Origin of the sequence: Xenorhabdus sp. PB30.3, assembly GCF_963895965.1 — a bacterium.
Taxonomy (GTDB): Bacteria; Pseudomonadota; Gammaproteobacteria; order Enterobacterales; family Enterobacteriaceae; genus Xenorhabdus; species Xenorhabdus stockiae.
Genome location: NZ_CAWQMW010000101.1, coordinates 1 through 15,576, shown reverse-complemented (window position 1 = coordinate 15,576; position 15,576 = coordinate 1). Strand labels below are relative to the sequence as shown.

The window sequence follows — 15,576 nt, the reverse complement described above, 5'->3', positions numbered from 1 at the left end:
AAGCCAGCCGCCAGATAACTAATTAATAATTTGCGGTCGGCCAGTCAATATAGCCTTCTGCTCCAGAACCGTAGTGGGTATGACGATCCAGACCAGTCAGTTCAATATTATAACGCAGGCGGTTTACCAGATCAGGGTTAGAAATAAACGGACGTCCAAATGCAACTGCATCAACTTTTCCTTCCGAACGGCGGGAAATAGCCATTTCGAAGTCATAGTTATTATTACCGATATAAGCTCCTTCAAACAGAGAACGTAGAGCATCCAAATCAACACCTTCAGGAATCAGACGATCTTTTCCTGTTGTTCCTTCCACAAAATGCAGGTAAGCCAGTTTGAATGAGTTTAGCTGTCGGATCAGGTAGCTATAAGTCGCCATAACATTGCTATCACGTGGAGTTTCGCCGACTTCGGTAGTGACTGGTGATAACCGGATGCCAACCCGACCATCTCCCCATACTCCGGTGACAGCTTTAACCACTTCCAGAACCAAACGAACCCGGTTTTCAATTGAGCCACCGTATTGATCGGTTCGATGGTTGGTTGAATCGCGTATGAACTGCTCCAAGAGATAATTGTTGGCTGAATGAATTTCTACACCGTCGAATCCTGCTCGTTTGGCGCATTCTGCTGCGTGCCTGTATTGCTCGATAATGCCGGGGATTTCGTCCGTATTCAGGGCACGTGGCATAGAAGGAGCCTTCAACCCTGCTGCGACATCTTTTACAACATAAATGTTTCCCCCTGCTTGTATTGCTGAAGGTGCTACAGGCGATTCACCATTAGGTTGCAGATCAACATGAGAACAGCGGCCGACATGCCATAATTGCATCACTATTTTTCCACCCGTTGCGTGAACGGCATCAGTGACTTTTTTCCACTCAGTCATCTGTTCTTCAGTCCAGATGCCGGGGGTCATGGCATATCCCCGTCCCTGTGCTGAAATATTGGTTGCTTCCGAAATGATCAAACCGGCGCTGGCGCGCTGAGTATAATAAGTCACCATCATTTCGTTCGGCACACCTTCTTCATTAACACGCGTTCGTGTTAATGGTGCCATAACAATACGGTTAGCAAGCTCGATCTCTCCTAACTTAACCGGTGAAAAAAGGTCGGTACGAATACTATTGTCAGCCATAACATTTCCTTTTAATAATTGACCAGTCGTCTATAAAAAAGATAAAAAAATGCGGCTACGATAGTAGCCGCTGGGTCATCTCTATGGCAGAGTCAAATGGAGCAGTATCTTTAGCTACTTTAGCGACAAGAGATGCCCCCAGCCATAATTGATATAGTGATTCAGCTAGTACGCGAGGCGATACATCCGCTGAGATAGAGTTATCACTCTGCCCTGACTCAATACATTGAGTCAGTTGATCGATAATGTCGACAGTACCTCGACAAAGAATGGATCTCATTCCTTCAGAAAGGTCGCAAACCTCCGCTCCTAATTTAACAGTCAGGCATTTGTCTTCAGGCTGGCCTGTTGTCTGTATTTCAGAACAGACACGAAAATAGTTGAGCAAACGCTCACGAGCGGTGCCTTCGGTTGAGGATAAAAGCGTTCTGGCCCTGGACAAATATTCATTGAAATATTCCTTCAACAAGATCTGTCCAAACTCTTCTTTTGATTTGAAATAGTAATAAAATGAACCTTTGGGGACACCGGCAGCGGTGACCAGTTCGGCCAACCCAACGGCAGTGTAACCTTTGTGAGCGATAATTGATTTGGCAACATCCAGAATATGTTGTCTTGTGTCTGATGCAGATTTTTTCATAATGCTTTTATCATAATCACAATACTGACTGGTCGTCTAGTTATTTGTCTTATAAATTTCACAACTGATTATGAAATAGCATTGGTCTGTTTCTTATGCGTGACTGGTAAATTTTGTTTATCACATATCTTCCTTTTCTATTTGAGGTGTCAGGTATGGAATCGTTACCACTTATCAGAGTATTAGGAAAAAGTGACGTTAAAGATTACCGAGAACTTCGGCTTGAATCTTTGTACATCAATCCCGAATCTTTTGGTTCGACGTATCAAGAGGAATCAACTAAAAGTGAGCAGGAGTTTATCACCAGAATAACGGGTTCTTTGATTTTGGGCGCTTATTTAAATAATGAGTTAATTGGTACGATTGGATTTCAGCAAAATAGCAACTATAAAACCTTACATAAAGGAATTATCTGGGGTTTTTATGTCAAACCGGATTATCGGGGTTTGAAAATTGGCGAAAAACTAATGGATAACTTAATAACATTGCTGAAAAAAAGTAACGTTAAAAAGCTATCATTAGCTGTTGTTGAAGAGAATGTCTCAGCGATTCATTTATATGAAAAAATGGGATTCAAGGTATATGGGACGGAACCTATCTCATTAAAAATTAATGAAGAAAAATACGTCAATAATATCTTGATGTGTCTGTTCATCTAAATGTTAATTCAAAGCCAATTATCACGTTTCAAACCGTTTTTTACAGCGAAACGTGATTTTTGCATCATAAGATTTAGTCTTCACGAATGAGTGTATTCGCGGATAAAAGATCTGCTGCCCGATGACATAGCTCTGTAAATATAGCAATTTCGCCCTGAGACATATGCGATGTGACAATATCAGCCATATTGTGTCTACTTGCTTCGGTTCGCTGCAAGAATACCAATCCCTTCGGGCTTAATTTAGTGACCAGTTCGCGCTTATCATGCTCACTCGATTCTTGTTTAACCAGCTCTTTATCTTTAAGTGAGCGTAAAATCTTTGATGTTTTTGAGCGGGTAAAACCGAGCTTTTCACCAATAACACCGGGGTTCATGGATTGATGCTGCCGGAGTAAATGTAATACATCATATTGAGCCCAGGAAACGCCTTCAGGGTTTACCATCGTTCTTCTTGCAACAAGAACGCACTGGAGCCTGCTCAATGCATCTCCAAAAGGTGTTATCGCAACATCATGAGTGTTCTGATTATCCGTTTTCATATAACGCTTTTCTTTCTGTGATTCAGCTAACGGTAAATGGCAGGAGAAAATCATCCCGCCACTGTCTAAAGTTTTGACTCAAGTCGCCCCATTATTGTGATAAATATCCGCCATCAACAGGATAAATCCCCCCTGTGCAAAAGCTGGATTTTTCTGATAAAAGAAATGAAATAAATTCAGCAACTTCTTCCATTTTAGCCATTCTTTTCATTGGGTGGCAGTCTGAAAAGCGGTGTAATACTTCTTCTGGAAGTTCATTTATCTTTGGAGTACTAACATAACCGGGGGCAACTGCATTTACCCGGATATTCTTACACGCAAATTCCAGCGCAGCGGTTTTCGTTAAACCAATCACACCATGCTTTGCTACGGTGTAAGGCGATAAGCCAGCAATACCAGCTAATCCATTAACGGCTGACAAATTAACTATCGCCCCTCCTCCTGATTTCTGCATCGCGGGTATTTCATATTTCATGCAATAGAAAACACTGCTCAATGTGGTGGAAATAACCCTATCCCAATTCTCCAGTGTTTGCTCTGGTATAGTTTTATTATGTTCACCTGTTATTCCGGCACTATTGACTGCAAAATCCAGCCTGCCAAAATAACTCACTGTGTTATCAATTAAACGGCGAACTTGGGCTGGATCAGATACATCACACTGAATACCCAGAGCACGTTTACCATCAGGTGATAAGGATTTAGCCTTATTTTCAACTGAAAGCTTAGATCTGGATGCAATGACAACACTGGCTCCTTTTGCATATAAAACGTCCGCGACTTTTTCTCCAATCCCATCAGTGCTACCAGTAATAATAGCTACCCGACTGTTAAAACTCATAAATCCCTCCGTATCATTTTTACTGGATTTATCTGACTTTAACAGCCGATAGTGACAATTTTTGTCAGCAAGATAGTTTCCATTTGGAAAGTATCTTTGGTGTTTATTAAAAAATTCTCGGGGATGATATCCACGTTTTCAGGATATTGGTTTCTATTTGGAAACTAAAAATCAGGATTTCATAAGCACGAATACAGGCTGATAATGTTTTTTACTTTTTCCAATACCGTTTGCAGGGATTTTTGTTCTATCGAACCAATAGCCAGACGGATTGCATGTGGCACATATGAAGATGTAGCAAACGGTTCGGCTGTGGATACTGATATATGCTCCTTCATTAAAGCCATTGTAACCTGATCTGCCCTTACTCCCTCATCCAGCGGAAGCCAGACAAAATAGGATGATGGATGGCTGATATATTTCATTCCTTTAAAGACCCGTTTAACAATGAGTTGACGTGCCTGTGCATCATGACGTTTATCTTCTTCTAACTGGGTGATCATTCCGTTAGTGATCCACTCACAGGTAATGGCGGTAATTAAAGCAGGGGTATTCCATGTTGTTACCCTGATTATCCTTTCAAGTGCGGGGATCTTTTCTACCGAAGCAGCAATAAAACCAACGCGTAAGCCGGTCGCAATACTTTTCGAAAAACCAGAAACATAAATTGTGGATTCAGGAGCCAGTTCCGCTAGGGGCGGCGGTGCATTCTCAGCAAGAAAAGCGTAAGAACCATCTTCAATCAGCAGCAGGTTATATTGTCGGGCCAGCGCCACCAGACGTTGCCGATGTTGCCGGCTCATCACCCATCCTAATGGATTGTGTAATGTAGGCATGGTATAGAACGCCCGGACATGCCGACGCTGACATAGCTTTTCCAGTGCATCCAGATCAGTCCCCTCGTTACCCGCAGGAACTGAAACTAGTTCCAGATGATAAGTCTTTGCCAGCGCTTTAAAACCCGGGTAAGTCAGAGTATCTACTGCAACTACATCACCGGGTTTCAACATAGCCATAACTGTTGTGGCTAAACCATGCTGAGCACCGCTCACAATAAGGGTATTATCTGTCGTGATACTCTTTAATCCCCTTGTTTTCAGATATTGCGCTATCACCGTTCTTTCATGCAAACGCCCGCCATGTGGCTGGTAACGAAGTAACGCCTCAAGATCGCCGGAAGTCGCCAGTTGGCGGAGGGAATTTCGTAACAATTCTGTCTGGGAGGGAAAAGAGGGATAGTTAAAACTTAAATCAACCATATCTGAAGCTACATGGTGTTCTATACCCAAATCCGCAGGTAATGATATTTCACGGACAAATGTCCCTCTCCCTGTCTCCCCACTCACGAGTCCCATCGCTTCAAGTTCGGTATAAACCCGGGTTGCTGTGACTAAAGACATCTTTTCATCGATAGCCAGCTGTCGGTGAGTAGGCAGGCGTGTTCCGGGAGGCAAACGGCCCATCCGTATATCAGCAGCAAATTTATCAACTATAAATTTATATCTAGATTGTGCCATTAAAAAAAGCCTCCGGTTGCAGTGCATTTCTCATGATAACGCCTGATTTATATGCGATTTGTACGAAAATGTATTCATGACAATAATTTGATTGTCATGAATGTGAGCAATATCATGATTTATCGTTATCACAGATTGGTCAGTATTTTATTTATAGGCTTCAGTTAGATACTCGATAAACTCCAGGTTACAACGGGTATATGAGGTGAGTCCTTATATTGCCTCACGGTGCGGGGAGATAGACACCTATCTTGAAGTTGAGTTGGTATAGAATCTAATTACATGAGGTTTCAGAACAAACATGAAAAGTTTAACCATGAAACAGGATAGAACGAACGGATGGTTTAATGGCTTTCTTGGTGTATTGATTTTCAGTGGCTCTTTACCTGCAACAAAAGTAGCAGTAATGGATTTTGACCCTGTGTTTCTGACCGTTGCCCGGGCATCCATTGCCGGTTTATTGGCTCTGGTCATCTTATTAACTCTAAAAGAAAAGCGCCCTAAGTTAGAACAAATCGCTTCTCTGGTTATCGTTTCTATCGGTGTGGTCGTTGGCTTCCCTCTTCTCACCGCACTGGCACTACAATATATAACTTCAGCTCACTCCATTGTATTTTTGGGTTTACTGCCTCTGGCAACAGCCATCTTTGGTGTATGGCGTGGAGGAGAGCGTCCCCGGCCTGCTTTCTGGGTATTTTCTGTCATCGGCAGTGCACTGGTTGTGGGGTTCGCATTTACTCAGGATTCAAGTGCTTCACTGACCGGAGATCTATTAATGCTGACATCTGTCATTGTATGCGGGCTCGGTTATGCGGAAGGTGCAAAGGTTTCCAGAGAACTGGGTGGCTGGCAGGTGATATGCTGGGCTTTACTCATCTCATTACCCATAATGCTGATTCTGGCATTGATATATATGCCGGATACATTTCAAAACGTCAGTATGCCTGCCTGGATAAGCCTTGGGTATGTTTCACTCTTCAGTATGCTGGTCGGGTTTATTTTCTGGTATCGCGGTTTAGTACAAGGAGGAATTGCTGCTGTCGGCCAGCTTCAATTACTTCAACCCTTTTTAGGGCTGGCTTTAGCTGCGAGTTTGCTGGGTGAATCTGTAAGCTTCCTTATGGTTATTGTCACGATTGGTGTAGTTTTCTGTGTCTTTGGCTCCCGACGATTTGCAAGATAGCCTCCGATAAGGTGAAACCATCTTCTTACCTCTTGGGAAGGTGGTATTCATCGTGTTGGAATTCCTTCCGTCAGATCACACTCGGCTCAATAGAACATTCAGCCGTTTAGTTCCCCTCTGCTTTGATAAGACGTTAACGTTACCTATAAACATTAAGTAATTTTATTATAACCACTCGTTACTCCTGCCACATTAAACTGCCGATCAAGCTTCATTCTTTTACCTTTTTGGACTTACGGAATACATGGGTAAAACAAAATAAACATAATAATTTTTTTATTATTTTGTTTCTGTTTAAGTTCATTGGTTTAGTTTTGATAACGTCTTATTAATGCCACCTACGTTGGCATCCTGATATGCAAGTTAAGCACTATCCTCGCGCTTGAAGAAATAACCTAGATACCTTTTTGTTCTGAATGAAGCACTTGTATACAAAATACAACGCTCTATCTGTACCTGTTAATGCAGGAGTTATTTCGTAATTGCAAGAATTATACCAGGTTTTTTAGCTGGCAGATTAATCTATGAGATTCTGGAGCTATAAAATGCATACACAACGTAACCACAAACCATCATGTGGTGAATTCTCACTAAGCTCTACTCAACAAGTTATTTGGTTAGACCAAATGACTCGCCCTAACTCCTCCGATTACAATCTCAGTACATTAATTTTTCTTGAGGGGGAGCTGGACGAATCATTATTTATTCAGGCGCTGGAAGCCGTCATTTCTCATCATGATGCTTTACGTTTAAAACTCATTGAGACTTACGGGATGTCTCGGCAAACATTTGTTGAGACTCTCCCGCTTCCCTTAACGGTATACGATTTTTCACAGGAAACTGATGCTGAATTCCGCGCCGAACAGCAGATACACGCTAATTTTATACGCCCGTTTTGTTTATATAATGAATTGTGGCATACCGGATTATTTAGGGTCAGTGAGAACCGCTGGTACTGGCAATTCTGCTGTCATCATTTGATCTCAGATGGCATGGGATTAAAACTGATTATCAAGGCGCTTTTAGAACACTACAGGCATTTAGCGATCGGGGAAAATTTGCCTGATATAGCTCCTTCTTATCTTGATTTTATTACTGAAGATCAAGCCTATCTTAATTCTAAATTGTACATGCGAGACTTGCAGTTCTGGCAGAAGCGCTATGAAACATTGCCATCAGCCCTGCTTCCACTGTCGCATTCAAGGAAGCCTGCCACGAGTGAATTTGTTAAACCCGTCTTTTGGCAACTGGATAAAACACTTTCTCAGCAGATAGAAAATATCGCAACCACTCATGGATTATCTGTCCTTCATTTTATGTATGCCATTTTAGCTTGCTATTTTGCTCGTATTAACGGTACCGAAGAGATTGTTATAGGCATCCCCGTCCACAACCGAAAAAATAAAAAACAAAAATCGACACCCGGTATGTTTTCGTCAGTCATCCCTATCAGAGTGACTATTCATGCGGATGATTCTGTTCTTGATATTATGAATAAAGCGGCGGCTGAGCTGCATCATTGCTATAAACATCAACGATTCCCTATTACTGAAATCAATCAGCATACACAAATCAAACAAAAAACCGGGCGTAGCCAACTTTTTGATATCGTCCTGTCATTTGAGCCATTCGATGTCTGTGTCAGTATGGAAAATATAGCTACAACGTTAAAAGGCACCTATCGTGGCGTAATGTTTCCTCTTTCAATTGCGATTCACCAATATTCAGTCTCTACAAACCCCAAAACTGCAAAGGAAAATAAACCCTTCACCATTTCATTCAGCTACGACAGTAATTACCTGAGTTATGAAGAAGTTATCACCCTTCAATCCCGGCTGGCACTGTTAACTGAAGCCGCAGTGATATCACTGGATACAAAGGTTAAACATGCTCCTCTCTTACCTGAGATGGAACGGCATAACCTGTTGTTCACATTCAATAATACCGAAGCTGAATTTCCGCAGGATGCGCTCATTCACGAGTTGTTTGAACAACAAGCAGCCCTTACCCCAGAAGCTACCGCTGTGGTATTTGAAGAACAGTCCCTCAGTTATAACGAGCTTAACCGACGGGCCAATCAACTGGCCCATTATCTGATTGGATTGGGGGTGCAACCGGATGATCGCGTCGCTATCTGTGCCGAGCGCAGTTTAGAGATGGTGGTGGGATTATTGGCGATCCTCAAAGCTGGCTGCGCGTATGTGCCTCTTGATCCAGCTTATCCACCTGAGCGGCTGGCTTATATGCTGGCTGATTCCGATCCCGTGGCGTTACTGATTCAAACAACACTGAATGGAATCGTTGGGGAGTTTCCATTACCTACTGTCAAACTTAATGAACTGTCCTCGCCCATATTCGCGACCCTGCCGGAAACCAATCCGGTTGCCACCATGCAGGGGCTGAATTCACAGCATCTGGCCTATGTTATTTATACTTCCGGTTCGACCGGACAGCCCAAAGGGGTAATGAACAGCCACCGTGCCCTGTGTAATCGGCTGGTGTGGATGCAGAACACCTATCAACTGACTCCTGAAGATCGGGTGTTGCAGAAAACCCCGTTCAGTTTCGATGTCTCTGTCTGGGAGTTTTTCTGGCCCCTGCTATATGGAGCCTGTCTGGTGATGGCCCGGCCGGAAGGCCATAAAGACGTCGACTATCTCGCCCAGTTGATTGAACAAACAGGGATCACCACCCTGCACTTTGTGCCGTCCATGTTGCAGCAGTTTGTGCAGGGGGTTAAACCACAACATTCCTTGCCCTCCCTCCGGCGGGTCATGTGCAGCGGTGAAGCTCTGCCCGCAGAATTGCAACAACGCTTTTTTTCTCGTTTTAATACGGAATTACACAACTTATATGGCCCGACTGAAGCCGCCATCGACGTTACTTATTGGGCTTGTCAGCGTGATGATAAACGCCATTTTGTGCCGATTGGTTATCCGATCTCCAATACGCAAATGTATGTTCTAGATAAACAGGGTAATCCTGTACCTATTGGTGTCAGTGGTGAGATCCATATCGGCGGTGTAGGTGTTGCCCGGGGTTACCTGAATCGGCCTGAACTGACTACCGAACGTTTTCTGCCCGATCCATTTTCCACTGAGCCTGATGCCCGTCTGTACAAAACCGGCGATCTGGGCTGCTGGCTGCCAGATGGCAGTCTGGAATACCTCGGACGTAATGATTTTCAGGTGAAATTGCGGGGTTTCCGCATTGAATTGGGAGAAATTGAAGCAGGCCTGATGCAGTGTCCCGGTGTACAGGACGCAGTCGTAATGGTCCGTGAAGATACCAAAGGCGATACCCGTCTGGTAGCCTATCTCTGTGCTGAAACGGGTACGAAACTGGTGCCTATTGATCTGCGCCGACAGCTTGCACAACATCTGGCAGAATACATGCTCCCCTGTGCGTTTGTCATTTTAGATACTTTCCCACTAACTCCTAACGGTAAGCTCGATCGTAAGGCGCTGCCCGCTCCGGACTTATCCTCCGTGATCACCCGTGACTATGCGGCACCGGTGGGTGAAGTAGAAACCATGCTGGCTGAAATCTGGCAGGATTTACTGAAACTGGAACGGGTCGGTCGTCACGACCATTTCTTTGAATTGGGCGGGCATTCGCTGATTGCGGTCAGCATGATTGAACAATTGCGTAATCAAGGATATTCACTGGAAATACCCACTTTTTTTGCTACGCCGCTGCTGGCAGAGATGGCACAGGCGATACAGGCCCGGCAAGATACGCTGGATATGCTTATCCCACCGAACCTTATTCCCGATGGCTGCACAACCATCACCCCAGATATGCTGCCATTAGTGACGCTGTCACAAACCGAAATTAACACGATTATTGCAACTGTGGCTGGTGGCGTAACTAATGTGCAGGATATCTATCCGCTCTCCCCGTTACAGACAGGCATTCTGTTCCATCACCAGTTACAGGAAAACGAGGATGCCTACCTGTTAAATGGTCTGCTGGCTTTTGATAATCGCGCTCATCTGGATACTTTTCTGAACGCTCTGCAACAAGTAATAGATCGCCATGATATTCTGCGAACTGCCGTCTGCTGGCAGGGCCTGAGCCATCCCGTTCAGGTAGTCTGGCGACAGGCACCGTTACTCGTGACACCATTTATCCCCACGTCCGTACAGAATATTCCGTCTCAATTACAAGCGCACATCGCTCAACGAATGAATATCAGTCAGGCACCCTTATTTACCGCCAGTACCACCCACGATCCGGCCAGTAATGAGTGGCTGTTGGCGCTGAGTTTTCATCATCTGGTTAGTGACCATGTGACACTGGAATTAATCATGAATGAGATCCAGCAATTATTACAAGGAGAAGTCGAGTCCCTGCCCGCGCCCCTGCCATACCGCAACTTTATTGCCCAAATGCTGAACATACCGCTTTCAGTGCATGAAGGTTACTTCCGCGAGCGGCTCGCTGAGATTGACGAACCCACAGCCCCCTTCGGCCTGCTCAATGTACAGGGAGATGGTACAGATGTGACGGAAGCCCAATTGTGTCTGGATATCACGTTGGCACAAACCCTCCGCGCACTGGCTCGTCAACTGGGGATCAGTCCGAGTGTGCTGTTCCATGTCGCGTGGGCACAGGTATTGGCCCACACCAGCGGACGTGATGACGTGGTGTTCGGCACAGTACTGTCCGGACGGTTGCAAGGCACTACAGGAGCCGATCAGGTGATGGGGATGTTTATCAACACCCTGCCGGTCAGAATATCCCTGAATAATCACACTGTACTTGAAGTGGTTCGGGCAACGGCAAAAGATCTGGCTGACCTGCTGGAACATGAGCAATTTCCACTTGCTCTCGCCCAGCGTTTCAGTAGTGTGACACCTCCCCAGCCTTTGTTCAGTGCTCTGTTTAACTATCGCCATTCTCCATCAAATGCTACGGATAAACCCCGCTGGAAAGGTGTTCGTCTGCAGTCTTTTGAAGAGTGGTCAAACTATCCACTGGATTTGTCAGTGGACGATCATGGGGACGGTTTTACTCTGGTTGCCCAAACTGTGAACAGCGTTGACCCCAATCGGGTGGTGAATTATATGTATACCGCTCTTTGTGGGCTGACTGAGGCGTTGCAAAACCATCCCAGTCAACCTGTGTTGTCGCTGCCCATTCTGCCGGTAGCCGAACGCCAACAATTACTGGTGGATTTCAATGCCACACAAGCTGATTTTCCGCAGCATGTCCTTATTCACGAACTGTTTGAACAGCAGGTTGCGCTAACACCAGAGTCCCTTGCCGTGGTGGGTGAAGAACACACACTGAGTTATGATGAACTGAACCAGCGTTCCAACCAGTTGGCCCATGCCCTGATTGCGGCAGGTATCCAGCCGGATGATCGGGTCGCTCTGTGTATCGAACGCAGCCCAGATATGATTATTGGTGTATTGGGTATCTTAAAAGCCGGTGCCGCGTATGTACCGCTTGATCCGAATCACCCGGATAAGCGACGAGCTTATATACTGTCTGACAGTACGCCTAAATTACTGCTCACCCAACAGCATTTACAGGCACAGGTTCTGAACCATGATATCCCTGTCTGGTTCTTGGATAAGGCGGATTATCTGAATCGAGCCGCCAAATACGCTGTCGCTAACCCTGAACTGGAACAACTGGGATTACAGAGTCACCATCTGGCCTATGTGATCTATACCTCGGGTTCGACGGGGCTACCCAAAGGCGTGATGGTTGAACATCGTAATGTGGTGAATTTTATTCATGCCCAGTGTCAGATAACCGCTCTTAATGCAGCAGATCGCGTCCTGCAATTTGCCACAATCGCCTTTGATGCGTCCGTGGCCGAAATTTTCCCGACACTGGCAACGGGCGCCACCTTAATTCTGCGACCCCCTCACCTTCAGATACCGGATGCCGCTTTCGGCCACTTCCTGCAAGAAAAAGCCATCAGCGTTGTCGATATACCGACCGCTTTCTGGCATCAGTGGGGACAGGAAATAAAAGCCGGTCGCAGTGAGCTCAGCCCGACCCTGCGTTCAATTACGGTTGGCGGGGAAAAAACTAACCTTCACTCTCTTACCGACTGGCAATCCCTGCCTGAAACTCAACACTGTCAATGGACAGACACCTATGGGCCAACAGAAGCGACTGTCATTGTGACCTCTCTGTCACTCAATGGTGGCGCCTTACACGATGCGGCTGAAACGTTGTCCATTGGTCGCCCAATCGCCAATTGTCGAATTTATCTACTTGATAAAACACAACAACCTGTTCCTCTGGGTGTGACGGGGGAAATCTATATCGGTGGCGCTGGCGTCGCCCGGGGTTACCTGAATCGTTCTGACTTGACTGCTGAGCGCTTTATTGCTGACCCGTTCAGTTCCCAGCCGGATGCCAGAATGTATAAAACCGGCGATCTGGGGCGCTGGCTACCGGACGGTAATATCGAATATCTGGGTCGTAATGATTTTCAGGTCAAGATCCGGGGTTTCCGCATCGAGCCGGGGGAAATTGAAGCACAGTTAGTCGCCTGTCAAGGTGTCAGGGATGCGGTGGTTATCGCTCATAAGACTGATAAGGGTGAACAACGTCTGGTGGCTTATCTGGTGCCACAACCTGATGTGACACTGGAAGCAGCCGATCTGCGCGAGCAGCTGAAAAGTAGTCTGGCGGATTATATGTTGCCCAATGCCTTTGTCATGTTAGATACCTTCCCGCTGACCCCCAACGGCAAGCTCGACCGCAAGGCGCTGCCCGCGCCGGATTTGTCGGCAGTGATCACCCGGGATTATGTAGCGCCAACAGGTGACGTGGAAATTGCACTGGCACACATCTGGCAGGAATTACTGGGCGTGGAACGGGTCGGTCGTCACGACCATTTCTTTGAACTCGGGGGACACTCCCTGATTGCCGTCAGTCTGATTGAACAGTTACGCAGTCGGGGATATTTACTGGAGGTGCGCAGCATTTTTGCCACACCATTGCTTTCAGAGATGGCGCAAGCAATCTATGCACAACACGATACTTCCGATATTTTTGTTCCCGCCAATCGTATTCCCGATGGTTGCACACATATTACCCCCGATATGCTGCCGTTGGTGACGCTGTCACAAACTGAAATTAACACGATTGTTGCAACTGTGGCGGGGGGGATGGCTAATGTACAGGATATCTACCCGCTCTCCCCGTTACAGACAGGTATTCTGTTCCACCACCAGTTACAGGAAAATGGTGATGCCTATCTATCAAATAGCCTGCTGGCTTTTGATACCCGTTCCCGTCTGGATACCTTTCTGAATGCTCTGCAACAGGTGATAGACCGCCATGATATTCTGCGAACAGCTTTCTGCTGGCAGGGACTGAGCCAGCCGGTACAGGTGGTCTGGCGACAAGCGAAACTGCCGGTGACATCGTTTGTTCCCACATCGGCAGAAAATATTCCGTCGCAATTACAGTCCCACATCACTAACCGGTTGGATATGAGTCAGGCTCCGTTATTTACTGCCTGTACTACCTATGCTCCCGCTTCTGAGGAATGGTTGTTGGCTCTGAGTTTCCATCATCTGGTCTGCGATAATGTAACACTGTCGTTGATCATGAATGAAGTTCAACAGCTACTACAGAAACAGAGGGTACAGGGACAGCCGATTGCACTGACTTCACCACTGCCATACCGCAACTTTATTGCTCAGGCCCTGAGCGTACCGGCTTCGGTACATGAAGACTATTTTCGTCAACAGCTTGCGGATATTGATGAACCCACCGCGCCTTTTGGTTTGCTTAATGTGCAAGGCAATGGCACTGATGTGACGGAATTCAGTTTACCACTGGATAAAACGCTGGCTCATACTCTGCGCGCGCAGGCTCGGTATTTAGGGATCAGTGCGAGTGTGCTGTTCCATGTCGCCTGGGCACAAGTGCTGGCTAAAATCTGCGGACAAGAAAATGTGGTATTCGGCACAGTGCTATTGGGACGATTACAAGGTTCTGCCGGTGCAGATCAGGTGATGGGGATGATGATTAATACCCTGCCGATCCGGGTCTCCCTGAGTAATTTCAGTGCATTGGAAGTCGTGCAGGCGACAGCCAAAAATCTGGCAAACCTACTGGAGCATGAACAAGCTCCGCTGGCACTGGCGCAGAATTGCAGTGGTGTTATCCCGCCGATGCCGCTGTTCAGTGTATTGTTCAACTATCGTCATGGCTCATCAACTCCCGCAGAGGCAGAGAAAACTGTCTGGGAAGGAATACGCCTGCTGGCATCCGCAGAGAGGACAAACTATCCCATCACCCTTTCAGTGAATGATACAGAGGACGGTTTCACGTTGATTGCTCAGAGTGTGGCGGATGCCGACCCCTGCCGATTGGTGAATTATCTGCATACTGCCCTGAGTGAATTAGTTAACACGCTGACGACTGAACCTCAGCGGCCTGCGCTTGATTTATCTATTCTGCCTGTGGCTGAACGTCAGCTACTGTTGGAGAATTTCAATGCTATACAGGCTGATTTCCCACCAGATACCTTGATCCACGAACTATTTGAACAACAGGTTGTTCGAACGCCGGAAGCGATTGCCGTGGTGTGGGAGGCGGAAACGCTCAGTTATGGCGAACTGAATCGTCAGGCTAACCAGTTGGCCCACTATCTGATGGAATTGGGCGTAAAACCGGATGATCGTGTGGCTATCTGTGTCGAACGCAGCTTAGACATGATCGTGGGGATATTGGCTATTCTCAAGGCTGGCGGTGCTTATGTGCCCCTTGATCCGGCCTATCCCGCTGACCGATTAACTTATATGCTGGCCGATGCCGAACCCGTGGTGTTGCTGACGCAAACCGCACTGGGCGAAATCACTGGCAATTTTGCATTACCTACTGTCAGACTTGATGACCTGCCCTCATCCATGCTAGCAAACGTACCGGAAACCAATCCGCTGGCCACAGTGCAGGGACTCACTCCACACCATCTGGCGTATGTGATTTATACCTCCGGCTCCACCGGCCAGCCTAAAGGCGTGATGGTAGAACATACCAATGTCACCCGACTGCTGGCAGCGACACAGGCGAGGT

At 46.4% G+C, this 15,576-nt stretch carries 8 protein-coding genes; 3 read left to right on the top strand and 5 right to left on the bottom strand.

Annotated elements, in window-relative coordinates; genetic code table 11:
- Nucleotides 1-22 precede the first annotated feature (22 nt).
- The gene (locus tag AACX38_RS06420; protein WP_228863796.1) at nt 23-1,138 is read right to left on the bottom strand and encodes an alkene reductase; all 1,116 of its coding nucleotides are present in this window, start codon (nt 1,136-1,138) and stop codon (nt 23-25) included.
- A 55-nt stretch (nt 1,139-1,193) separates the two neighbouring features.
- Nucleotides 1,194-1,778 (bottom strand): TetR/AcrR family transcriptional regulator, encoded by a 585-nt coding sequence (locus AACX38_RS06415; RefSeq protein WP_099122049.1) that lies wholly within the window; start codon nt 1,776-1,778, stop codon nt 1,194-1,196.
- Nucleotides 1,779-1,933: 155 nt separating this feature from the next.
- Here AACX38_RS06415 and AACX38_RS06410 point away from each other — a divergent pair, with 155 nt between their 5' ends.
- Entirely contained in the window at nt 1,934-2,437 is a 504-nt protein-coding gene (locus tag AACX38_RS06410) for a GNAT family N-acetyltransferase (protein WP_228863795.1), read from the top strand.
- Nucleotides 2,438-2,510: 73 nt separating this feature from the next.
- Here the strand turns inward: AACX38_RS06410 and AACX38_RS06405 are convergent, their stop codons facing one another.
- The 3 genes from AACX38_RS06405 to AACX38_RS06395 all read right to left on the bottom strand — a co-directional run bounded on the left by AACX38_RS06405 (nt 2,511) and on the right by AACX38_RS06395 (nt 5,336).
- Nucleotides 2,511-2,978 (bottom strand): MarR family winged helix-turn-helix transcriptional regulator, encoded by a 468-nt coding sequence (locus AACX38_RS06405; RefSeq protein WP_228863794.1) that lies wholly within the window; start codon nt 2,976-2,978, stop codon nt 2,511-2,513.
- A gap of 91 nt (nt 2,979-3,069) precedes the next feature.
- A complete protein-coding gene (locus AACX38_RS06400) occupies nt 3,070-3,819 on the bottom strand; it encodes an SDR family NAD(P)-dependent oxidoreductase (protein WP_228863793.1) in 750 nt (249 codons plus the stop codon).
- A gap of 179 nt (nt 3,820-3,998) precedes the next feature.
- Nucleotides 3,999-5,336 (bottom strand): aminotransferase-like domain-containing protein, encoded by a 1,338-nt coding sequence (locus AACX38_RS06395; protein WP_228863792.1) that lies wholly within the window; start codon nt 5,334-5,336, stop codon nt 3,999-4,001.
- 301 nt (nt 5,337-5,637) lie between these two features.
- Between AACX38_RS06395 and AACX38_RS06390 the strand changes: the two genes are divergently transcribed.
- Nucleotides 5,638-6,519 (top strand): DMT family transporter, encoded by an 882-nt coding sequence (locus AACX38_RS06390; protein ID WP_228863791.1) that lies wholly within the window; start codon nt 5,638-5,640, stop codon nt 6,517-6,519.
- A gap of 545 nt (nt 6,520-7,064) precedes the next feature.
- Nucleotides 7,065-15,576 (top strand): non-ribosomal peptide synthetase (locus AACX38_RS06385; RefSeq protein ID WP_228863790.1); only part of this gene is annotated, 8,512 nt, incomplete at its 3' end.

Bases quoted from the DNA above. Each gene is read 5' to 3' on its own strand.
- AACX38_RS06405 (WP_228863794.1), bottom strand. From the start codon at position 2,978: ATGAAAACGGATAATCAGAACACTCATGATGTTGCGATAACACCTTTT.
- AACX38_RS06400 (WP_228863793.1), bottom strand. From the start codon at position 3,819: ATGAGTTTTAACAGTCGGGTAGCTATTATTACTGGTAGCACTGATGGG.
- AACX38_RS06390 (WP_228863791.1), top strand. From the start codon at position 5,638: ATGAAAAGTTTAACCATGAAACAGGATAGAACGAACGGATGGTTTAAT.
- AACX38_RS06410 (WP_228863795.1), top strand. From the start codon at position 1,934: ATGGAATCGTTACCACTTATCAGAGTATTAGGAAAAAGTGACGTTAAA.
- AACX38_RS06415 (WP_099122049.1), bottom strand. From the start codon at position 1,778: ATGAAAAAATCTGCATCAGACACAAGACAACATATTCTGGATGTTGCC.
- AACX38_RS06395 (WP_228863792.1), bottom strand. From the start codon at position 5,336: ATGGCACAATCTAGATATAAATTTATAGTTGATAAATTTGCTGCTGAT.
- AACX38_RS06420 (WP_228863796.1), bottom strand. From the start codon at position 1,138: ATGGCTGACAATAGTATTCGTACCGACCTTTTTTCACCGGTTAAGTTA.